The organism is Plantactinospora soyae (assembly GCF_014874095.1).
Classification (GTDB): domain Bacteria; phylum Actinomycetota; class Actinomycetes; order Mycobacteriales; family Micromonosporaceae; genus Plantactinospora; species Plantactinospora soyae.
This window is the reverse complement of record NZ_JADBEB010000001.1, coordinates 7,026,905-7,046,390: the sequence shown is the minus strand read 5'-3', so window position 1 is coordinate 7,046,390 and position 19,486 is coordinate 7,026,905. Positions and strand designations below refer to the sequence as shown.

At 68.6% G+C, this 19,486-nt stretch carries 19 protein-coding genes and 1 pseudogene; 12 read left to right on the top strand and 8 right to left on the bottom strand.

Annotated elements, in window-relative coordinates; translation table 11 throughout:
* Positions 1 to 20: 20 nt before the first annotated feature.
* Positions 21 to 1,811, bottom strand: a complete 1,791-nt coding sequence (locus H4W31_RS30820) for a bifunctional metallophosphatase/5'-nucleotidase (protein WP_192769838.1) — start codon at positions 1,809 to 1,811, stop codon at positions 21 to 23.
* Positions 1,812 to 2,207: 396 nt separating this feature from the next.
* Here H4W31_RS30820 and H4W31_RS30815 point away from each other — a divergent pair, with 396 nt between their 5' ends.
* On the top strand, positions 2,208 to 3,434 hold the full coding sequence (locus H4W31_RS30815; protein ID WP_192769837.1) for a M20 metallopeptidase family protein: 1,227 nt from the start codon (positions 2,208 to 2,210) through the stop codon (positions 3,432 to 3,434).
* A 139-nt stretch (positions 3,435 to 3,573) separates the two neighbouring features.
* Here H4W31_RS30815 and H4W31_RS30810 read toward each other — a convergent pair whose 3' ends face one another.
* Positions 3,574 to 4,053: a hypothetical protein gene (locus H4W31_RS30810; protein ID WP_318783495.1), complete on the bottom strand. Its 480-nt coding sequence runs from the start codon at positions 4,051 to 4,053 to the stop codon at positions 3,574 to 3,576.
* A 103-nt stretch (positions 4,054 to 4,156) separates the two neighbouring features.
* On the opposite strand from H4W31_RS30810, the gene H4W31_RS30805 reads away from it, so the two are divergent.
* A complete protein-coding gene (locus tag H4W31_RS30805; protein ID WP_318783494.1) occupies positions 4,157 to 4,741 on the top strand; it encodes a TetR/AcrR family transcriptional regulator in 585 nt (194 codons plus the stop codon).
* Between the two features lie 366 nt (positions 4,742 to 5,107).
* The gene (locus H4W31_RS30800) at positions 5,108 to 5,803 is read left to right on the top strand and encodes a hypothetical protein (protein WP_318783492.1); all 696 of its coding nucleotides are present in this window, start codon (positions 5,108 to 5,110) and stop codon (positions 5,801 to 5,803) included.
* 113 nt (positions 5,804 to 5,916) lie between these two features.
* Here the strand turns inward: H4W31_RS30800 and H4W31_RS30795 are convergent, their stop codons facing one another.
* Positions 5,917 to 8,010: an MMPL family transporter gene (locus H4W31_RS30795; RefSeq protein WP_192769834.1), complete on the bottom strand. Its 2,094-nt coding sequence runs from the start codon at positions 8,008 to 8,010 to the stop codon at positions 5,917 to 5,919.
* A complete protein-coding gene (locus H4W31_RS30790) occupies positions 8,010 to 8,612 on the bottom strand; it encodes a DUF1772 domain-containing protein (RefSeq protein WP_192769833.1) in 603 nt (200 codons plus the stop codon). Before H4W31_RS30790 ends, H4W31_RS30795 begins: the two co-directional genes overlap by 1 nt.
* Positions 8,613 to 8,869: 257 nt before the next feature.
* Here H4W31_RS30790 and H4W31_RS30785 point away from each other — a divergent pair, with 257 nt between their 5' ends.
* From H4W31_RS30785 to H4W31_RS30770, 4 genes are all read left to right on the top strand, one after another.
* Positions 8,870 to 10,048 carry a sensor histidine kinase gene (locus tag H4W31_RS30785; RefSeq protein ID WP_192769832.1) on the top strand — a complete coding sequence of 393 codons (1,179 nt, stop codon included), beginning with the start codon at positions 8,870 to 8,872 and terminating at the stop codon, positions 10,046 to 10,048.
* A complete protein-coding gene (locus H4W31_RS30780) occupies positions 10,045 to 10,719 on the top strand; it encodes a response regulator (RefSeq protein ID WP_192769831.1) in 675 nt (224 codons plus the stop codon). The genes H4W31_RS30785 and H4W31_RS30780 overlap by 4 nt, the downstream gene beginning before the upstream one ends.
* 478 nt (positions 10,720 to 11,197) lie before the next feature.
* Positions 11,198 to 11,881 carry a hypothetical protein gene (locus tag H4W31_RS30775; protein ID WP_192772517.1) on the top strand — a complete coding sequence of 228 codons (684 nt, stop codon included), beginning with the start codon at positions 11,198 to 11,200 and terminating at the stop codon, positions 11,879 to 11,881.
* Between the two features lie 366 nt (positions 11,882 to 12,247).
* Positions 12,248 to 12,796, top strand: coding sequence for an AAA family ATPase (locus tag H4W31_RS30770; protein WP_192769830.1), 549 nt, complete (start codon positions 12,248 to 12,250; stop codon positions 12,794 to 12,796).
* A gap of 60 nt (positions 12,797 to 12,856) precedes the next feature.
* On the opposite strand, the gene H4W31_RS30765 is transcribed toward H4W31_RS30770, so the two are convergent.
* Both H4W31_RS30765 and H4W31_RS30760 read right to left on the bottom strand, forming a co-directional pair.
* Positions 12,857 to 13,648: an MBL fold metallo-hydrolase gene (locus H4W31_RS30765; RefSeq protein WP_192769829.1), complete on the bottom strand. Its 792-nt coding sequence runs from the start codon at positions 13,646 to 13,648 to the stop codon at positions 12,857 to 12,859.
* Positions 13,645 to 14,463, bottom strand: coding sequence for an alpha/beta hydrolase (locus tag H4W31_RS30760; RefSeq protein WP_192769828.1), 819 nt, complete (start codon positions 14,461 to 14,463; stop codon positions 13,645 to 13,647). Before H4W31_RS30760 ends, H4W31_RS30765 begins: the two co-directional genes overlap by 4 nt.
* Positions 14,464 to 14,660: 197 nt before the next feature.
* On the opposite strand from H4W31_RS30760, the gene H4W31_RS30755 reads away from it, so the two are divergent.
* From H4W31_RS30755 to H4W31_RS30735, 5 genes and pseudogenes are all read left to right on the top strand, one after another.
* Positions 14,661 to 15,344, top strand: a complete 684-nt coding sequence (locus H4W31_RS30755) for an SDR family NAD(P)-dependent oxidoreductase (protein WP_192769827.1) — start codon at positions 14,661 to 14,663, stop codon at positions 15,342 to 15,344.
* 22 nt (positions 15,345 to 15,366) lie between these two features.
* Positions 15,367 to 16,380 carry a helix-turn-helix transcriptional regulator gene (locus H4W31_RS30750; protein ID WP_192769826.1) on the top strand — a complete coding sequence of 338 codons (1,014 nt, stop codon included), beginning with the start codon at positions 15,367 to 15,369 and terminating at the stop codon, positions 16,378 to 16,380.
* A 134-nt stretch (positions 16,381 to 16,514) separates the two neighbouring features.
* A pseudogene (locus tag H4W31_RS30745) lies at positions 16,515 to 16,880 on the top strand (hypothetical protein); the annotation flags it as partial.
* Between the two features lie 409 nt (positions 16,881 to 17,289).
* Entirely contained in the window at positions 17,290 to 17,985 is a 696-nt protein-coding gene (locus H4W31_RS30740; protein WP_318783492.1) for a hypothetical protein, read from the top strand.
* An 89-nt stretch (positions 17,986 to 18,074) separates the two neighbouring features.
* A complete protein-coding gene (locus H4W31_RS30735; RefSeq protein ID WP_192769824.1) occupies positions 18,075 to 18,305 on the top strand; it encodes a DivIVA domain-containing protein in 231 nt (76 codons plus the stop codon).
* A gap of 28 nt (positions 18,306 to 18,333) precedes the next feature.
* On the opposite strand, the gene H4W31_RS30730 is transcribed toward H4W31_RS30735, so the two are convergent.
* Both H4W31_RS30730 and H4W31_RS30725 read right to left on the bottom strand, forming a co-directional pair.
* Positions 18,334 to 18,993, bottom strand: coding sequence for a nucleotidyl transferase AbiEii/AbiGii toxin family protein (locus tag H4W31_RS30730; protein WP_192769823.1), 660 nt, complete (start codon positions 18,991 to 18,993; stop codon positions 18,334 to 18,336).
* Entirely contained in the window at positions 18,990 to 19,364 is a 375-nt protein-coding gene (locus H4W31_RS30725) for a hypothetical protein (protein WP_192769822.1), read from the bottom strand. Before H4W31_RS30725 ends, H4W31_RS30730 begins: the two co-directional genes overlap by 4 nt.
* Positions 19,365 to 19,486: the final 122 nt, after the last annotated feature.

The window sequence follows — 19,486 nt, the reverse complement described above, 5'->3', positions numbered from 1 at the left end:
GGGCCCCTCCTTGCACCTGGTCAGAAGACGGGGACGCCCTCGCGGACCAGTCGCCAGTTCGGCTCGAAGAAGTCGGCCGGGTCGATGCTGCCCTTGGCCTGGGCCCAGTCGATGAGCAGCTGACGGATCTCCTGCTGCTCGTTGTAGATCTGGGTCTTCACGATCCCGGGGAAGTTTCCGCCGCCGCTGCGCCGGTAGTTGTTCACCGCGATCACGAACTGGTCGTTGTCGGCGACCGGGGTTCCGCTGCCCGGATGGGTCAGGCTGGTGATCCGCTGGCCCACCGGCCGGCTGATGTCGATGTCGTAGTCGACGCCGGAGAGGGTGTCGTAGTTGTAGTCCGGTACGGCCGGGTCACTGATCTGCGCCGGGTCGACGGGTGCGCCCGGCCCGAAGGTGCGGAAGTACTTCGCCGAGTACTCCAGGTAGGCCCGTACCTCGGCGCCGCTGACCACCACCGCTTCGAGGGTGTTGTCGTAGATGTAGAGCCCCGCGACATCCTTGATCCGTACGTCGCCGGCCGGAAAGACGGCGGTCCGGCTGAACGGCGCCGCGATCGACAGCACCGGCAGGCTGGCGTACTGGGTGCCGGCCAGGGCGGCGGTGACGGTGTCGGTCTGCACCTTGTTGATGTAGTCCAGGATCGGGGTGTCCTTGTACCGGGACTCCGCCGCCGACAACTCCACCGCGGAGGTGGCCACCACCTGGTTGACGTACGCGACCGTCTTGGCGTGCTGACCGCGTACCGCTGCGAGCACCTTCGGGTCCTCCGGCACGGTGTTGCTGTTCAGCATCGTGGCCCGCTTGGTGGTGATCCGCCAGCGTCCACGGTCCCGTTCGAGGGTGAAGTCCATCCGGGTCAGCCGCTGGCCCCACTTCGACGGCTCGGACAGCAGTACCCGCTCGCCGGTCCTGACGTTCGCGACGAACCGTTCCACCACCTCGTTGTGGGCGTGACCGAAGAGGATCGCGTCGATCCCGGGTACCTGTTCGGCGATCATCGCGCACGGGTTCTCGTTCGGCAGCTCCGGTCCGTAGCTCGACGTACCGCTGTCGCCGCCGTGCGCCGAGATCAGCACGATGTCGGCGCCGCGCTCCCGCATCACCGGAACCCACTTCGCGGCGGTCGCCACCATGTCCTCGAAGCGCAGCTTGCCCTCGACGTGGCCACGGTCCCAGATCGCCGTGCCCGGGTTGGTCAGACCCAGGATGCCGACCCGCAGCGTCGGCGCGCCGTGTCCGAGCGAGACCTTCTTGATCAGGTACGGCGTGAACGCCGGCTTGCCGGTGCGCTCGTTGACCGCGTTGGCGGCCAGCGCCGGGAAGCCGAGCTGCCGGATCCACTTGTCCAGCAGCGGAAGCCCGTAGTTGAACTCGTGGTTCCCGAGCGTCACCGCGTCGTAGTCGAGGATGTTCATCGCCCGCGCCATCGGGTGCGTCTCACCGGTGGTGGTGATCGGCTCCTGCTTGGCGTAGTAGGTGGCGAGCGAGGTTCCCTGGATCGTGTCACCGGCGTCGAGGACCAGGGTGGCTTTGCCCCGCCGCTCGGTGCGGATCTGCTTCACCAGGCTGGCCAGCTTCGCCACCCCGACGTCGTTGTGGGCGCTGTCGTCGTACTCGGCGTCGCGGTAGTAGTCCCAGTTGTAGACGTTGCCGTGGGTGTCCGAGGTACCCAGCACGGTGAGGTCGTAGGTCTTCGGCCGGGTCGGCCGGTGCGCCTGCGCCGGTGCGGTGCCGACGAGCGGTGCTGCGGCGGCAGCGGCGGCGCCGGCGAGCACCTGCCGCCGCGAAGGGCCGGTGAGGGGGGTCATGCCGTGCCTTTCCTAGACGGGGGCGCGCGCCTGGTAGGCGCGCCGACGGCACCATAACGACCCGTCGCGGGCCACGCCAGCGGAGCCGGTGATCGACATCGTCCGGCCATCTGATGTCCGATGGCCGGACGGCGGCCCGTCATCCCGGGCCGGGTCGCCGGTGCCCTTCCCGGCTCCGATCGGCCGCAGCCCTTCCCGGCTCCGACCGGCCGCCGTCCGGTGCCCCCGAAGCCGAGCCCGCCGGGGTGCCGTTCGTCACTCCCACAGTGGCGGGGCTGGTCGTGACACTTGCCCGCCCGACCCCGCTCCGTAGGATCTTGGATATCTGCCGGGGCCTGTGCTGCGGCGACCGACCCGAGGAAACGGCAGTTCGGGTACGACGACGGTGGGGGACCGATGAGTCTGCGGGATGACGCGGCGGAGATCCAGGACGAGTTGGTCGCACTGCGCCGGGAACTGCACCAGATCCCGGAGATGGGCCTCGACCTTCCGCGTACCCAGGAACGGGTGCTCGCCGCCCTCGAACCCCTGCCGCTCGAGATCAGCACCGGCAAGGCGCTCTCCTCGGTGACCGCCGTACTGCGCGGCGGCAGGCCGGGACCGGCCGTGCTGCTCCGGGGCGACATGGACGCGCTGCCGATCGTCGAGGGCACCGGCGTCGACTTCACCTCGCGGCATCCGGGCCTCATGCACGCCTGCGGTCACGACCTGCACACCGCCGGGCTGGTCGGCGCCGCCCGGCTGCTCGCCGCCCGGCGGAACGAACTCGCCGGTGACGTGGTGTTCATGTTCCAGCCCGGCGAGGAGGGCTTCGACGGCGCCGCCCACATGATCTCCGAGGGCGTACTCGCCGCCGCCGGTCGACCGGTCGAGGCCGCGTACGGGCTGCACGTGTTCGCCTCGATTCTCGACCGGGGCGTGTTCTCGTCCCGACCCGGGCCGTTGATGGCGGGCTCGGCCGGCCTGTTCGTCAAGGTCGTCGGGGCGGGTGGGCACGGCTCCCGGCCGCACACGACCCTTGACCCGGTGCCGGTCGCCTGCGAGATGGTCACCGCGTTGCAGACGATGGTCGCCCGTCGGTTCGACGCGTTCGAACCGGTGGTGCTGACGGTCGGCACCTTCCACGCCGGAACCCGCCGAAACGTCATCCCGGACGAGGCGTACTTCGAGGCGACCGTACGGACCTTCGACGAATCGGTCACCGAACAGATCGGGGAGCACGCGGTACGGCTCTGCGAGCAGCTCGCCGCGGCCCACGGCCTGCGGGCCGAGGTGCGGTACGAGGCGGAGTATCCGGTCACGGTCAACGATCCCGCCGAGCACGAGTTCGCCGCCACGACCGTCCGTGAGGTGTTCGGGGCGGACCGGTTCGCGGACCTGCGCAACCCGGTGACCGGCTCGGAGGACTTCTCCCGGGTACTGGGCCGGGTACCCGGGGCGTACCTTTTCCTCGGCGCGTGCACCACCGACGACCCGGAGACGGCACCGGGAAACCACTCGCCCCGGGCCACGTACGACGACAGCGTGCTCGCCGACGGCGCTGCGCTGCTCGCCGAACTGGCGGCTCGCCGGCTCACTTCCGCGACCGAGGTACTCGCTACCGGCACCACCGCCGGTCGCTGATCCTCGGCGGCCCTGTGTGCCCGGGAACTGGTTCCTGCAGGATCATGCAGTGGTCACCAGCGGCACCCGGGCCCTGGTCATGCTGCTCGACGAACCGGACGACGGCGCGACGGGTCCGACCGGGACCATGGCCCCACGGTCAGTCGCCCGGGTTCCGGCGGTCGTCGCGGCGCCTGATCCTCGCTGCGGCGTTGCGGAGCGCCCCGGGGATCAGCCGGCGATGAATGGCGGACAACGGCGGCCACAGGTCGTGACCCAGGCTCCGGTCGTAATGCAGAAAGGTCCCCAGCGACACCCGTCCGTCGGTTGTCTGCACAACGAGGTTGCCGGTCATGAACCAGGAAGCGGTCTCGAGTCGGATCCAGTCCTCGCCACGTCCGCCGATCCGCCATCCGGCCACCGTGGCCGGCGACCGCCCTCGGCTGAGTCGGAGACCGAGGACAGCACGCCAGCTCAGCAGCTGCGCGACGCTGGGGACGTCGCCGAAGATCGCCCGGGCCCACTGCTCCGGTGTCGCGTCCGCGACCGGATCCGTGGAGAGGGTGAACTGGTCGGCGTAGTCGATGCCCGGCAACGAACACAGTGCGCGGATGGATTCGGAAACGTTGGGCGTGCCCACGACACTCTCGACACAGTGGACGGGCATCTCACGGTCCCCGTTCATCTATACGATGCCGTACAAGACCAGGTTAGCCCCTATATACGGTGGCGTATACGGAGAGGTGAGGCGCATCGTGGGCGCGATCCGCACGACGCGTGACAGGTGGATCGAGGAAGGGCTCCAGGCGCTGGCAGCCGGAGGCCCGGACGCGGTCCGTGTCGAGGCGCTGGCGAAGAGTCTCGGCGTCACGAAGGGCGGGTTCTACGGCTCCTTCGCCGACCGCGACGCACTGCTGGAGGCGATGCTGGACGTCTGGGAGCGGGAGAGCACCGACGAGGTGCTCGACCGAATCGAGCGCGAGGGCGGCGACCCGAGGAGCAAAATTCAGCGCGCGGGTGCGCTCACCTTCTCCAGTGACCGCCTGCTGCCGATCGACCTCGCGATCCGGGACTGGGCGCGGCGGGACGAGGGGGTTGCCGAGCGCCTGCGACGGGTGGACAACCGGCGCATGGGACTGCTGCGCGAGATGATCGGCACCTTCTGTTCCGACGCCGACGAGATCGAGGCCCGCAGCCTGCTCGCCTTCTGCGTGGCGATCGGAGAGCACTTCCTGGCCGCCGACCACGGCGATCGCACCCGGGCCCAGGTTCTCGTCCGCGCCGCCGACCTGTTGCTCGACCGGCCCCCACGGAACCGGGGCGACTGACCTCGTCCGTCGTCGACCGCTGCACGACGACCTCGCGGCCGATCCGACGGCATGCGTCCGGTGCCCCCGGTGTCCGGTTCGATTCATGATCAAGTTTGTGGCCCGGAATGTTGGTGGGGGGCCGGTCGTTACATTACCCGTACGACCGAGTACCACGGTCTGTGAGCTGGGCTGACAGGTGGCGGGCCGGGAATGATCCAGGGCCCCCGGTCGTTACATATGGTGTTCGGTTGAGTAGCCCCCCGGTACTTCCCGGACAAGTCTTGGTCCCTGGAGGCGCGTGTTCGCCTCGGGACGGAATCACGTACCACTGGCACCCCGGATTTCCCCCGTGGGGTGTTCATCCCCGAGTGGAAGGTAACCATCGTGAACACGACTCTGTTCAGCCGATGGCTCCCGGCCGTCGAGCAGACTTCGATTGTTCGTAAGAGTGTGTTGGGTCTTGCTGGTTTGGCGTTTGTCGGTGGCGCGGTCGCCGGTCCCGCGGTGGCGGCTCAGGCCGCCCCGGAGCACAACAGGCCGGTGTCGGTGTCGCAGTCGGTGCTGGCCGACAAGGACCACAAGGGCGACAAGGACAAGAACGACAAGGACAAGGGTAAGAAGGACGCTAAGCCGTCGCGGGACAGGCTGGTTCCGCGTGGTGTGCAGGGTGAGCAGCAGTCGATTCCGCTCTCGGGCGAGCAGTCCGGGAACGTGAAGGCGATCGTGAAGGCCACGAAGAAGGCTGGTCTGGACGAGCGTGCCGCCGTGATCGCGGTGGGCACGAGCCTCCAGGAGTCGAAGTTGGAGAACCTGGGTCACCTGGGTGACCGTAACGACCATGACTCGCTGGGTCTGTTCCAGCAGCGGCCGTCCTCGGGTTGGGGTTCGCCGGATCAGATCACCGATCCGGAGTACTCGACGATCGCGTTCCTCAAGGGTCTGAAGCAGGTTGATGGTTGGCATGATCTGCCGTTGACCGTGGCGGCGCAGAAGGTGCAGGTCTCGGCGTACCCGGACGCGTACGCCAAGTGGGAGAACCAGGCCGCTGACCTCGTCGCCAACGCCTGGAACAACAGCTAAACAACGAAGACGCTTGGATAGCACCGCTGGCCGGGTCCCCACCCACGGGGACCCGGCCAGCGGCGTCTTCGCCCCACCCCGGCCGGTACTCGTACCGCAACCCCCGGCCCCGACTACGGTTCCGCCGATTCGCGGAACAGTCGGCTCGGCCACCAGAGGTGTCGTCCGACATCCAAGCTGAGCGCGGGAACCAGTACGGACCGCACGACGACGGTGTCCAGGAGAATGCCGATCGCGACCGCGAAACCGAGCTGCACGATCATCGTCAACGGCAGGGTCGTCAGCACCGCAAAGGTGCCGGCGAGGACCAGACCCGCCGACGTGATCACGCCCCCGGTCGCCGCCAGCCCCAGCACCGTCGCGGGTCGGGTGCCGTGCCGGGCGGCCTCCTCGCGGACCCGGGTCATCAGGAAGATGTTGTAGTCGACGCCGAGCGCGACGAGGAACACGAACAGGTAGAGCGGAAGTGAACTGTCCTCCCCGCTGAAGCCGAAGACGTGCCGGAACACCAGGACGCTCGCGCCGAGCGCGGCCCCGAACGAGAGCACCACCGTTCCGATGAGCAGCAGCGGAGCCACCAGGGACCGCAGCAGCAGTACCAGAATCGTGAACACCACCGCGAACACGATCGGTAGCAGGATGTTCCGGTCGGCTCGCGCGGTGCGCTGGATGTCGAGCTGGATGGCGGTGTCGCCACCGACGAGCGCATCCGCCCGCGCTACGGCATGCACCGCCCCACGTACACGGTCCACCGTGTCGTACGCGGCCTGGCTGTCCGCCGGCTCGATGAGGGTGGCCTTCAGGTACGCACGGCCGCCGTGGATCTCGCCCGGTGTGACCGAACCGGCGTCGACGCCCCGGGTCCCGAGCACCGCCGCGCGTACCTCGTCGGCTCGGTCGGCCCGGCTGACGACCATGATCGGAGTGCCGACACCGGCGGCGAAGTGCCGGTTCAGCACCTGCGCACCGAGAACCGAGTCGTGGCTGCCCCGGAACGACTCCTGGCTGCTCAGCCCGCTGGCATCGAGCTGGATGATGCCGAGCGCCATCGCGCCGAGCGCGAACGTGGTCGCCAGCCAGGTCAGGCGAGGACGTCGGGCGATGCTCCGGCCGATCCGGGTCCACCGGCCGGAGGCGTCGGCGGCGGGGGAGCCGTACCGGGGACGAGCCGGCCAGAAGACCCAGCGACCGGTACTCACCAACAGCGCGGGAAACGCGGTCAGCATCACCACCAGCCCGGTCAGGACGCCGACGGCGAGCACCGGCCCGAGGTTCCGGGTCGAGTTCAGGTCGGCCAGCAGCAGGCACAGCATCGCAGCCACCGCCGTACCCGCACTGGCGATGATCGCCGGCGCGGACCGCCGCAGTGCCACCGCCATCGCATCGTTCCGATCTTCGTGCCGCCGCAGTTCCTCCCGGTATCGGGCGACGATGAGCAGTGCGTAGTCGGTGGCCGCGCCGAAGACGAGGATGGTCAGGATCGCACTGCTGTCGGCGGTCACGGCCAGGTTGGCGTACCGGGCGAGCAGGTACACGACCGCCTGCGCGGCGACCAGCGCCAACCCGGCGGAGAGCACGGGCAGCAGCCACAGCACCGGGCTGCGATAGGTGACCAGCAGAATCGCGATGACGACGGCGATGGTGACCAGCAGCAGCCGGGTGTCGATCCCACTGACCGCCGCACTCTGGTCGGCGAGCGATCCCGCCGGCCCCGCCACGTGCACCGTCATCCCGCCCGCGTCCGCCCGCGCGACCTGCCTGATCGTGGCGACGGCATCCCCGACCCGCTCGAACGGGTCCGGACCGAGGTCGAGGGAGAGCACGATCTGCGCTGCGGTCCCGTCGGCGCTCAGGGTCGGCCCGACGACGGCACCATCGAGGTCGCCACGCTGGGCGAAGAGCCGAGCGTCGGCCGTCAACTTGGCCCGGTCGGCGTCGACGAGTCCACCGGATCGCTCGTAGACCACGACCGCGGGCAGCGCCTCGGTGTCGGCCGTCGACGGCGCAAGCAGTACGACCTGGGTGGACTCGGCGTCCGCCGGCAGCGCGGCTGCGGCGTCGTCCCGCTGCACCGACCCCAGCCGGCCGGCCAGGCCGGCCGCCGCGATGGCGGCGATCAGCCAGAACCCCAACACCACCCACCTGGTACGCCGACCGGCGACCAGCCCGACGAAGGATCCTCGGCCAGCGTGGGCGGTCGGCGACATCAGGCGGCCCCTCCGGCCCCGGCGCCTGCTCCGCCCCGGCGGGCAATGACCCCGTCGACGAGGGTCAGCAGTAGGAGGAACGCGGTGAGGGCAGCGAGCGTCCGGACGTAGTTGAACAGCTCCCAACGCCGCAGGATCTCTGCATGATCAGCCGGGACCGAGGTGGCCAGCCAGACCTTGATCTGGCCGTTGATCGGGACGTTTCCGAACCGGGTGACCAGGAAGGTGGTGAGCACCAGTGCGCTGGCCGTGCCGGCGAGCCGTCGTGACGTGGTACGGAGCAGGATGGCGAGCGCGAGCGTACTGAGCAGCGCCACCGCCATCACCGTCTGCATGACGGGCCCGTTCATCCTCATCAACGCCGTATGGAACGTCAGCCGTACGTCGAGCGGCACCGCCTTGAACGCCTGCACGACGTTGAGTGCGCCGTAGCAGAACGCCCCGGCCAGCAGACCGCTGGAGAGCAGCGCGAGCGTCCGCAGTGGACGTATCCAGGCACCTCTGCGGCCGTCCGCCGGACCGGCTCCGACTCCGGAACCGGGTTCGACACGGGCGTCGGGGCCACTGCCGGGGGCGCGCGTACGGTCGACAGGCTCGCTCATGGGTTACCCGCCTTCACTGGGCTGACGGAACGGTCCGGGAAACGGGGCCGATGCCGATCCGGGCGCCGTCCCCCGGGTATCGGCGTTGCGAGTAGTCAGGATGCCGTCGCCTGGTGGTCGAGGTCGTCGGTCCAGGGACGACAATCGCGGCTGCCGACGGCGGCGTAGCCCGAACCGGAAGTACGTCCCGTGCGGTAGCGGCGGACTGCATCCTCCGCCGGACGCGGGATCCCCGATGGTCGTCTACCGTTTCGACCATGCGCGACGATGGTTGGCGCGGAAGGTCGCGCGACTGGCAGGTGGCCCTTGGCGTCGCCGTACTGGTGCTGCTCGGCGGCGCGACCGCGCGAACCGGCCGGGTACCGCTCGACGTGGCCGGCTGCCTGCTGCTGGTGCTCTCGGCGGCGGTGCTGGCGCTACGTCGGCGGACGCCCAGACTCGTCCTCGGGATCACCACGGTCTGCCTGCTGGTCTACCAGGCGCGAGGCTATCCCGGAGTCGTCCCCGCGGTGCCGACGATGTTCGCCCTGTACGCCACGGTGCGGGCCGGGCATCATCGGGTCGCCGGCACCGCCATCGTAGGCATCCTGGTCGGAGGCCTCGCCGCCGAACTCGCCCTTTCCAGCAGCGGCCAAGCGGCTCCCGACGTCTTCGAGCGGTGGTTCCTGCTCATCGGCTGGATGGTCGCGGCGAGCGTGGCCGCCGAGGTAACCCGGCAGCGGCAGGCCTATCTGGAGCAGGTGGAACAGCGGGCTGCCGATGCCGAACGGACCCGGGAGGAGACCGCCCGACGCCGGGCCGACGAGGAACGGCTGCGGATCGCCCGGGAACTGCACGACTCGCTCACGCACAGCATCTCGATCATCAAGGTGCAGGCCGGTGTCGCCGTACACCTGGCTCGCAAGCGCGACGAGCCGGTACCCGAGGCGCTGCTCGCCATCCAGCAGGCCAGCGGCGAGGCGACCCGGGAGCTGCGGGCGACCCTTGAGGTGCTGCGCAGCGACGGTGACCAGCCCGGTAGCGGGCTGGAGCGGCTGGAGAACCTCGTCGAGGGGGCACGGAAGGCTGGCCTCCCGGTCACCGTCGGGGTCTGTGGGAACAGGCGCCCACTGCCCGCTCCGGTCGACCGTGCCGCGTACCGGATCATCCAGGAGGCGCTCACCAACGTCACCCGGCACGCCGGGGCGGCGACCGTGGTGGTCGAGCTCGACTACCGCGACGATGCACTGACGGTCCGCGTCGACGACGACGGGCGCGGCACCGTCCGCGACGACGGCGGGCGCTTCGACGACGATGGCTCGGACGTCGTACCGGGGGTGGGGCTGGTAGGGATGCGGGAGAGGGTCACCGCCCTCGGCGGATCGTTGCGCGTCGGTCCACGCCACGGTGGCGGTTTCGGGGTCCGGGCCGAACTGCCGCTGGGTGCGGACTCGTGATTCGGGTGCTGCTCGCCGACGATCAGGCCCTGATCCGCGCCGGGTTCCGCGCGCTGCTGAACGCCGAGGACGACATCGAGGTGGTGGCCGAAGCGGCCGACGGTAGCCAGGCCGTGGCGCTCGCCGTGGCGCACCTGCCCGACGTGGCGCTGATCGACATCCAGATGCCGGTTCTCGACGGCATCCAGGCGACCCGGCAGATCGCCGCCGATCCGCGCCTGACCGCGGTGCACGTGGTGATGCTGACCAACTACGGCCTCGACGAGTACGTCTACACCGCGCTGCGGGCTGGGGCCGGTGGCTTCCTCGTCAAGGACACCGAGCCGGAGGACCTGCTACACGGTGTACGGGTGGCCGCCCGGGGCGACGCCCTACTCTCGCCCACCATCACCCGCCGGCTGATCGACGAGTACGTCTCCCGTCCGCCGCACGGCGATCTTTCGCAGGCCCTGGAGATCCTGACCAACCGGGAACGCGAGGTCGTGGCGCTGGCCGCCCGTGGCCTGTCCAACGACGAGATCGCCGCGCAGATGGTGATCAGCCAGGCGACCGCGAAGACACACGTCAGCCGGGCAATGACCAAGCTCCACGCCCGGGATCGCGCCCAGCTCGTCGTACTCGCCTACGAGTCCGGCCTCGTCAGCCCGACGAATCGTCGCCCGGCACTGTAGGCATCCCTCGTCCATCACGCGGGTTGAGCGACGTACCCAGTATCCTAGGACGCCGTACGCAATGTGCCTGGCGGCACGCATCGACGCCGGAGTCGCGACTGCGAGGTGGCCTACGCTGTGGGCGCCGAGGAGGAGGTTCCGGGGTGACTGGGCGAGATTCGCCCAGGTGTCCGGAACGCAGACTTGATCGACTCGGCTGGTGGGAATGTTGGTGGGGGGCCGGTCGTTACATTACCCGTACGACCGAGTACCACGGTCTGTGAGCTGGGCTGACAGGTGGCGGGCCGGGAATGATCCTGGGCCCCCGGTCGTTACATATGGTGTTCGGTTGAGTAGCCCCCCGGTACTTCCCGGACAAGTCTTGGTCCCTGGAGGCGGGCGTTTGTTCGTCTCGGGACAGTTTGGTTTCACTGGCACCCCGGATTTCCCCCGTGGGGTGTTCATCCCCGAGTGGAAGGTAACCATCGTGAACACGACTCTGTTCAGCCGATGGCTCCCGGCCGTCGAGCAGACTTCGATTGTTCGTAAGAGTGTGTTGGGTCTTGCTGGTTTGGCGTTTGTCGGTGGCGCGGTCGCCGGTCCCGCGGTGGCGGCTCAGGCCGCCCCGGAGCACAACAGGCCGGTGTCGGTGTCGCAGTCGGTGCTGGCCGACAAGGACCACAAGGGCGACAAGGACAAGAACGACAAGGACAAGGGTAAGAAGGACGCTAAGCCGTCGCGGGACAGGCTGGTTCCGCGTGGTGTGCAGGGTGAGCAGCAGTCGATTCCGCTCTCGGGCGAGCAGTCCGGGAACGTGAAGGCGATCGTGAAGGCTACGAAGAAGGCTGGTCTGGACGAGCGTGCCGCCGTGATCGCGGTCGGAACGTCGTTGCAGGAGTCGAAGTTGGAGAACCTGGGTCACCTGGGTGACCGTAACGACCATGACTCGCTGGGTCTGTTCCAGCAGCGGCCGTCTTCGGGTTGGGGTTCGCCGGATCAGATCACCGATCCGGAGTACTCGACGATCGCGTTCCTCAAGGGTCTGAAGCAGGTTGATGGTTGGCATGATCTGCCGCTGACCGTGGCGGCGCAGAAGGTGCAGGTCTCGGCGTACCCGGACGCGTACGCCAAGTGGGAGAACCAGGCCGCTGACCTCGTCGCCAACGCCTGGAACAACAGCTAAACAACAAAACATGGCATCACCGCTGGCCGGGTCCCCACCCACGGGGACCCGGCCAGCGGCGTCTTCGTAACTCGTTATCCGTAGCCGTCGGCCCTTGGTTGTCGTCATTCTGTAAGTACCCGCGTCGGCAGCATGCCGTTGCCTGATGATGGTCTCGCCGTCCGACCGCGACCCGGTGTCCATCCGGGGAGTGCGGCTTCCCGGCGCCAGCCTCCGCCGGGTCACCTCCGCCTCGCATCGGCGCCCAGTCGACCGGGCCGCCGATCGGTCGGCGGCCACCCCCGCCATTGCACCCCATCCCGTTTCCCCTGTCCGCCGGCCATCGAATGTGCCGGCCCGACACCCTGCCCGAGAGGAGTCGACGCTGTGCGGCGATACATCTTGACCGGCGCGCCGGGCGCCGGAAAAACGACGATCGTGGCAGCGCTTCGCGATCGCGGATACGCCGTGGTCGACGAGGCGGCGACCGACGTCATCGCCCGCGAACAGGCGCTGGGTCGCGACGAGCCGTGGCGCGATGCGGGCTTCATCGACGCGGTCACGCTGCTCCAGCGTGACCGCCAGGAGCAGCCGGCGCCGCCCGCGACCACGGTCCAGGTATTCGACCGGTCGCCGATCTGCACGTTGGCGCTCGCCCACTACGCCGGGCGGCCGGTGACGCCGACCCTGGCCAGGGAGATCGACCGCGTCGTCGGGGAGGGCATCTATCAACCACGCGTCTTCTTCGTCCACCTGCTCGGATTCATCACGCCGACAGCGGCGCGCCGGATCACCCTCGCACAGTCGGTCAGGTTCGAACGCTTCCACGAGCAGGCGTACCGGGAACATGGTTTTGAACTGGTTGACGTACCCGCCGGCACGCTCGAGGTACGGATGAAACTCGTCGACGAGTACATCCGGTCCTGGGCCGGTTGACCGCGTACCGCGTCTCTCGGTGCAACCGCAACGGTGCCGTGCCGTCGCAGCGGGACCAGGTCAGACGGTGATGTCGCTCGCCACGCCGACCGGCAGCCAGCGGACGCTACGGCGGACGTCGTCCGGCGCGGCGTCCAGTTCCCGCGCCAGCTTCGCGTGGGGTTGCTGGAAGTGTTGCCAGCCCTCGTAGTGCACGGGGATGACCGTGTGCGCCTGGATCGCCTGGCAGAGTTCGACGGCCTCGCGACCGGTCATGCTGTAGCGCAGCGGCCCGGTCAGCGGAAACCGGACGCCACCGAGGTGTACGAGCGCGGTGCCGATGTCGAGCCGCTGGGCGACCTGCCGGACGCCGCCGTACAACACGGTGTCTCCGGAGACCCAGAACAGCCCGTGTCGCTGGCCGCTCCAGCTCAGCGCGAAGCCGATGACGTCACCGACGATCGGACGGCTCAGCGGTGGGCCGTGTCGGCAGGGTGTCGCGGTGACTTCGATCGTGGGGCGGCCGTCGAGGACGAGACGGGTGGTGGCCCACGGCGCGAGACCGGTGGCGTTGCCGCCCAGTCGTCTCGCGCCGGGGACCGTGGTGAGCACGGTGCCGACTCCAGACAGCAGCACCCGGCCGGCGTCGTCGAGATTGTCGCCGTGATGGTCGTGGGTGAGCAGCACCGCGTCGATCGGTCCCAGGTCTGCCGGGGCGATGGACGGGCCGGTGAGCTTCCGCGACGATGTGCCCCATCCGAACTGGTAGGTCCGGCCGGGCGGGTCGAAGGTCGGGTCGGTGAGCACCCGCCACCCGGCGAACTCGACCAGCGTTGTCGGCCCGCCGATGTGGGTGACCCGGACCTCCGTCATCCGCTGGTCGGCACGGGACCGGTCCGGGCGTGGCGCAGCGCCCAGTCGAGTACCTCGTCCGCGATGACCTCCCAGCCCGTCTGCGCCGGGAGCAGGTGGGCGTACCCGGGGTACTCGCGAATCTCGGTGACGGTGTCGGACTTGTAGTGCTTGTGGTTGGACTGCTGGATGGCGGGCGGCATGATGTGGTCCTCGCTGCCGGAGACGAACAGCAGGGGAGCGCGCTTGTCGTTGTGGTAGTCGACCCAGGTGTCCTGGTGGCCGGGTTGGAAGTTGGCCAGCACACTGCCCCAGAGGATGCCGCCGTTGGCGGGGATGTGGTACCGCTCGTACAACGCCTTGGATTCCTCGGGCGTGAAGGTGTTGGTGAACGCGTACGTCCACTCCTCCAGCGTGAGGCCGACGGCCTTGTGCCGGTTGGCCGGTGACTTCAGTACCGAGAACGTCGACTTCACCTGCGACAGCGGCACCACCCGTACGCCCTCGGTGGGTGCGGAGTTGAGCGCTACGCCGGCGGCGCCGTACCCGTGGTCGAGCAGGATCTGCGTGAACGCGCCGCCGGCCGAGTGCCCGATGATGATCGGTTGCCGGTCCAGACCTTGAATGATCTTCTCGACCTTGTCGATGATGGCCGGGACCGTGACCGCGGTGATGATGTCCGGGTTGGCGTTGAGGGCCTCGACCTCGACTTCGAACCCGGGGTATCCGGGCGCGAGAACGCGGAACCCCTTCTGCTCATAGTGCGTGATCCAGTGTTCCCAGCTACGAGGCGTCACCCAGAAGCCGTGCACCAGCACGATGGTGTCGGGAGTCATGGCCGAACCGTAGGCGCCATGCCCGACGTGGCGCCTTCACCCGTCGTGCATCTTGCTGTGCACACAGTGAACTAACGGCCGGGTGGCCTGGTCAGGCCGACCTGCGGTGCACGCGTGGCACAGCAGGATGCACATCGTGCTGGGCCTCTCCCGAGCGGGTACGGCGCTACCCTTCGCGTAGAACGGAGAGGAGGGCCATGCCTGGCTTCGAGTCGGAGGTCGTCTTCGTCACCGACGCGTCGTCGGATCTCGGCGAGCTCTTCGTCGACCGGTTCCTCGCCCAGGGTGCCGCACGGGTCTACGCGGGCGGACGCCAGCCCCGCGACTGGTCGAGCGATCGGGTGGTCGCGGTCGAACTCGACGTGCGTGACATCGACACCATCGAGCGGGCCAGGGCCGAGGCCTCCGATGCCACGATCCTGCTGAACAACGACGGACTCCCGGAATGGCCCCCCGTCACCGTCGGCGGGGGTGACCTGGCGGCCGTCGCGGCCCACCTCGACACCAATGTGGTCGGCGCGATCCGGTTGGCCAGTGCCTTCGCGCCGGTGCTGGCCGGTTCGCCGCGAAGCGTGATCCTGATGGTGTACTCGGTGCAGGCGTGGATCAATCTCAGCGGTGCGTACGCCGTCTCGCAGGCCGCCCTCTGGTCGGCGACCAATGCCCTGCGGGTGGAGCTTGCCCCGGCTGGCGTCCACGTCGCCGGGCTCGTGCTCGGCCTGTGCGAGGCCGACCCCGGGTTGGACGCGATCGTGGACCGGACACTGGCCGGGATCGCCGCCCGTGACTACGAGATCACGGTCGACGCGTACAGCGAGGAGATCAAGGCAAGGTTGTCGGCGCCGATTCCGATCATGTACCCCGAGCTTGTTTCGCCATGAGCGGCAACCGGAGAGTTACGAGATGCGCTACTTCAACCTGACCGACGGGGTGCGGTCGTCCCGGGTCGAGATCCTCGACGAGGCGGCCCGCACCTGCTCGGTGCCGTTCCGCGCGCGACCGGCCGACCCTGGCCGTGGGGTCGCCTTCCAGCACATGGACCGCTACTTCGGCGGCATCAACGTGACCCAGACCGCCCTCGACAACTTCCACGGATTCCGGTCTGCGAACGTCGCGCGGCGAGACCCCATGCCGCGTCTGATCCTGACCGTCTCCTCCGGGCCGTACGCCATCGAGCAGAACGGCCGGATGGATCGCCAGCGGTCAGGGTCCATGGTGCCGTACTGGAGCCGGGACGCACTCAGGCTCCGAGCGGACGAGCCGACCCAGGCGCGGTCAATCACCGTGACCATGGAGGAGCTGGGTATGCCCTATCTCTTCCTCCGCGACGTGATGGTCCGCAACATCGGTCGCAGCCCACTCGGGCCGCTGGTCGACAAGTACCTGACCGAGCTGGCGGGGCTGCCCGAGCTCTCCGAGGCGCAGGCGGCGGCGCTCGCGCATCCGACGGTCGACCTGCTCCGCGCGCTGCTGACAACCGCCGGCGGCGACGAGTTCCTCAGCCGACAACCGCTCAGCCAGACGATGGGCATGAGGATCATGCTGTACCTGCGGACCCACGCGGGAGACCCCGAACTGAGCGCCGACAAGCTCGCCGCCCACTTCGGCATCTCGAAGCGATACCTGTACGCGGTGCTCGCCCGGATGAACGTGACCCTGGGGGAGTGGATCCGAACCGAACGGCTCAGCCGGGCGGCGCGCGCGTTGGTCAATCCCGCCAACGCGTTGGTGTCGGTCGCGGCGATCGCCCGGATGTCCGGGTACCCCGACCACTCCTCGTTCTCCCGCGCGTTCAAACAGCAGTACGGATGCACCCCGTCAGAGTGGCGTCTCCGTACGGACACCGATCGAATGATCCGACAGACCCGGATCACGTTGCCGGAGATCGCGGAGATCAGCTCGGAAACGCGCCACTGAAGTCGTCGGGGCCGGCCCCGGTACGAATGCTCAGGCCGGACACCCGTCGACCGCCAGCGGCTGGTCGAGCCTCGTGGCTCACGTCACCGGCCCAAACACTCCGGATCCGCTGCTGCTGGCGCCATAGTGGTGCGGTGACCTCCTCGGTTGATCAGAAGTTACCGGCGGATGTCGATCCGGCGGTGTGGTACGACAGTGACCCGTGCGGTCGGCACTACCTGCTGGTCGGCAACCCGCATACTCACCGGGGTCGTATGCGCGCTTACTGTGCGGAGAGGGGCGTTTACACCCGGGTGTCGCTCGGGGAGATCGAGCTGTGCTCGGAACAGGCCCTCTACTTCATTCGCGGCTTCCTTTCGGGTAACGAGCCGCCGCCACCGCGTACCGCTGAGGGTGACGACGTGGCGATGGACGATCCCCGCTATTCGACCTGGCAGGCTGCGGTTGACCGGTTCCATGACACCGGCTACTGGACGGACCCGTTCGACGCTGACGCCGACAACTCGGACGGCGAGGACATCTGACCCCCTCGAACTCCAGCAAGCCACCCTGAGAGTTCGGCCGGCCGCCAGGAGCCACGACAAGGGCGGACTCTCTTGCCGAATGTTCCGGGTGTCCGGTTCGGTTCATGATCAAGTTTGTGGCCCGGAATGTTGGTGGGGGGCCGGTCGTTACATTGCCCGTACGACCGAGTACCACGGTCTGTGAGCTGGGCTGACAGGTGGCGGGCCGGGAATGATCCAGGGCCCCCGGTCGTTACATATGGTGTTCGGTTGAGTAGCCCCCCGGTACTTCCCGGACAAGTCTTGGTCCCTGGAGGCGCGTGTTCGCCTCGGGACGGAATCACGTACCACTGGCACCCCGGATTTCCCCCGTGGGGTGTTCATCCCCGAGTGGAAGGTAACCATCGTGAACACGACTCTGTTCAGCCGATGGCTCCCGGCCGTCGAGCAGACTTCGATTGTTCGTAAGAGTGTGTTGGGTCTTGCTGGTTTGGCGTTTGTCGGTGGCGCGGTCGCCGGTCCCGCGGTGGCGGCTCAGGCCGCCCCGGAGCACAACAGGCCGGTGTCGGTGTCGCAGTCGGTGCTGGCCGACAAGGACCACAAGGGCGACAAGGACAAGAACGACAAGGACAAGGGTAAGAAGGACGCTAAGCCGTCGCGGGACAGGCTGGTTCCGCGTGGTGTGCAGGGTGAGCAGCAGTCGATTCCGCTCTCGGGCGAGCAGTCCGGGAACGTGAAGGCGATCGTGAAGGCCACGAAGAAGGCTGGTCTGGACGAGCGTGCCGCCGTGATCGCGGTGGGCACGAGCCTCCAGGAGTCGAAGTTGGAGAACCTGGGTCACCTGGGTGACCGTAACGACCATGACTCGCTGGGTCTGTTCCAGCAGCGGCCGTCCTCGGGTTGGGGTTCGCCGGATCAGATCACCGATCCGGAGTACTCGACGATCGCGTTCCTCAAGGGTCTGAAGCAGGTTGATGGTTGGCATGATCTGCCGTTGACCGTGGCGGCGCAGAAGGTGCAGGTCTCGGCGTACCCGGACGCGTACGCCAAGTGGGAGAACCAGGCCGCTGACCTCGTCGCCAACGCCTGGAACAACAGCTAAACAACGAAGCATGGCGCTACCGCTGGCCGGGTTCCCCACCGGGAATCCGGCCAGCGTCGTGTCTGGACAGAGGTTGCGACACTACCGGGATGGCACATGATCCCAACTTCATCGTTGCCCTTCGCGGCTACGACATGAAACAGGTACGCGCGTTGCTGCGTCAGGGCGAAGCGGCGCTCGCCTCGGACAGTCCCGCCGAGCGGGCCGCTGCTGCGGAGGCGCTCCGGCGACCCACCTTCACCGTGCGCCTTCGCGGCTACGACCGGCAGCAGGTGGAGGCCTACATCGGCCTCCTGGCCGAGCGGCTGGCACCCCGCTGACCCAGGCGGCAGCGAGTAGCGGCCCTCGTCAGCGGGGCCAGTCGGCGAGCTTGGCACGGATCTGTCGTACCTGTTCGGGGTCGCGGCCGTAGCGGGCGAAACGCTGGTCCGGGAGCCGGTCGAGGTAGCGGCCGGCGGCGGTGACGTCGTCGGGCTCGATCGCCGGGTCGTACTCGGAGGCGAGTCGGAGCAGGTCGTTGACGGAGTACCGGTCGAGCGCGGCGGCGACGTCGATGTAGTCCCGCACCTCACGGCGGGTGACCAGGGCGGCGGTCTTGCTGGCCACCAGGTCCTGGACGTGCATCACCGGTCCGAGGTCCATCACGACCGGGCTCCGGTGCCGGTCCAACCGGCCCAGGCTGAGTCGGAGCCGACGGCCGCCCCGACTCACCAGGAAGTCCTTCATGTCCAGCTCGAAGCCGCTGAACAGGCCGGCAAGATCGTTCGACGGATCCTCGTCGGCCACGGTGAAGCCGGCGGCTTCCAGGGTGACCCGGACTTCCGCCTCCGCGCTGGCGGCCGCGCCGTCGACATCGGCGAACAGGTCGACGTCCTCGGTGGGCCGGGACACCAGTCCGTGTGCCGCCCAGGCGACCCCGCCACCGAGTACGAACCCGTGTTTGTCGGCTACGGAGAGCGCAACCCGGGCGACCTGGCGGTAGAAGTCGTCGAGATGGGTGGTGGTCATGCCGCCCGACGGTCGCCCGACGGATCGCCGTACTCCGCCGTCAGCGAGGGGTGCCGTCGCTCCCACGCCGCCCGTACGCCCCGGGGCAGGTTCAGCATCGGCCAGACCTGGCGGAGGATCCCGGCGTTGACGAACCGGCGTAGATCTTCCGAGCGGGTGGTCTCGCGCAGCACGTTCTCGTACATCCAGAGCAGTTGGTCCGGATCGGCGAGGTCGAACGAGCGGTCCGGCCCCCACATCAGCCGCAGCGGCAGGGTGACGGTACCGTGCGTCGGCCCCGCCAGCTCGGCGACGGTCGGGGTCACCACGGCAGGACGGCCCGGGCGGGCCAGATAGGCCACGCCGGTTCCGGCCGCGGCGGCGTACTGCATGGGGTCAGGGTAGCCCGAACCTGGCGGGTGCGGATGATCCGTACCCGATTTCGATGGTCTGTCCGGACCCTGTCGGGGGTCCGAGGCCGGCCAGCGGCCCGCCGGTGGGCGGTCGGCGGGCC

What these genes read in the sequence shown, in the direction of transcription:
- H4W31_RS30820 (WP_192769838.1), bottom strand. Translation starts at nt 1,811, where the DNA reads ATGACCCCCCTCACCGGCCCTTCGCGGCGGCAGGTGCTCGCCGGCGCC.
- H4W31_RS30815 (WP_192769837.1), top strand. Translation starts at nt 2,208, where the DNA reads ATGAGTCTGCGGGATGACGCGGCGGAGATCCAGGACGAGTTGGTCGCA.
- H4W31_RS30795 (WP_192769834.1), bottom strand. Translation starts at nt 8,010, where the DNA reads ATGTCGCCGACCGCCCACGCTGGCCGAGGATCCTTCGTCGGGCTGGTC.
- H4W31_RS30790 (WP_192769833.1), bottom strand. Translation starts at nt 8,612, where the DNA reads ATGAGCGAGCCTGTCGACCGTACGCGCGCCCCCGGCAGTGGCCCCGAC.
- H4W31_RS30785 (WP_192769832.1), top strand. Translation starts at nt 8,870, where the DNA reads ATGCGCGACGATGGTTGGCGCGGAAGGTCGCGCGACTGGCAGGTGGCC.
- H4W31_RS30765 (WP_192769829.1), bottom strand. Translation starts at nt 13,648, where the DNA reads ATGACGGAGGTCCGGGTCACCCACATCGGCGGGCCGACAACGCTGGTC.
- H4W31_RS30760 (WP_192769828.1), bottom strand. Translation starts at nt 14,463, where the DNA reads ATGACTCCCGACACCATCGTGCTGGTGCACGGCTTCTGGGTGACGCCT.
- H4W31_RS30755 (WP_192769827.1), top strand. Translation starts at nt 14,661, where the DNA reads ATGCCTGGCTTCGAGTCGGAGGTCGTCTTCGTCACCGACGCGTCGTCG.
- H4W31_RS30750 (WP_192769826.1), top strand. Translation starts at nt 15,367, where the DNA reads ATGCGCTACTTCAACCTGACCGACGGGGTGCGGTCGTCCCGGGTCGAG.
- H4W31_RS30735 (WP_192769824.1), top strand. Translation starts at nt 18,075, where the DNA reads ATGGCACATGATCCCAACTTCATCGTTGCCCTTCGCGGCTACGACATG.
- H4W31_RS30730 (WP_192769823.1), bottom strand. Translation starts at nt 18,993, where the DNA reads ATGACCACCACCCATCTCGACGACTTCTACCGCCAGGTCGCCCGGGTT.
- H4W31_RS30725 (WP_192769822.1), bottom strand. Translation starts at nt 19,364, where the DNA reads ATGCAGTACGCCGCCGCGGCCGGAACCGGCGTGGCCTATCTGGCCCGC.